Below are 730 nucleotides of genomic sequence, written 5' to 3' on the forward strand. Positions count from 1 at the left end.
AGTATTCGTGTAAAGGCAATTATGTGTTTTTTATCTGCTATGTAATCATTATACTAGCTTGTAACGTTTAACAATATGGTCTTGCGCCCTTAATTAAATTGTAAAACATTATTATTAAGCAATCATATTTATAGTAGTTAGTATTTTTTGCAAAATTCCAAAACACATCATTTATTAATTTTCGACTTAGTCGTAGAGAAGTTGGACGGCAGGATGACATTTTTATGCTATGAACAGCATTATATTTATAGAATAAATATGACGTTATATTGGATAAATACAAAAGCTTAGAAAATTATCATAAGCGACTGTCATTTATCATTAACGTATATGCCACAACATCCAACTGTGACTAATCTGCATTACCATAAAACCGATGAAGAGCGCAGGCGCTGACAGGGGTCGTATGGTAATAAAAATTAGTGCGAAACCAAACACAGTCAATAACCATTTGGCCATTTGACCTCGATATAGCTGGCTGACAATGTGCCCGCGCGCGCGATATCCTGTGTACCAAAAGATAAATCCAGCAAATACAGCTTGAGTAACAAAACTTAATAGCGCACCAATGGCAGCGCTTTTTGCTACGACAAGATCACTGCTCAGCCAACTGGCATCTACAATCCAAGCGATGATAATAAGGATAAATAGTATCCACGCTTGGCGTTTAATATAGACGCCGATTTGATCTCTTTGCGTACGTTTGGCAGGTTTGGTCATTAGCTTACCT

At 36.6% G+C, this 730-nt stretch carries 1 protein-coding gene; it reads right to left on the reverse strand.

Going from position 1 to position 730, the window contains the following annotated elements; translation table 11 throughout:
• Positions 1-321: 321 nt before the first annotated feature.
• The coding region (locus ACS8FD_RS20285) for an ATP synthase subunit I (RefSeq protein ID WP_439277190.1) at positions 322-730 on the reverse strand (409 nt) is incomplete at its 5' end.

It is taken from the genome of Psychrobacter sp. 1U2 (genome assembly GCF_051847575.1).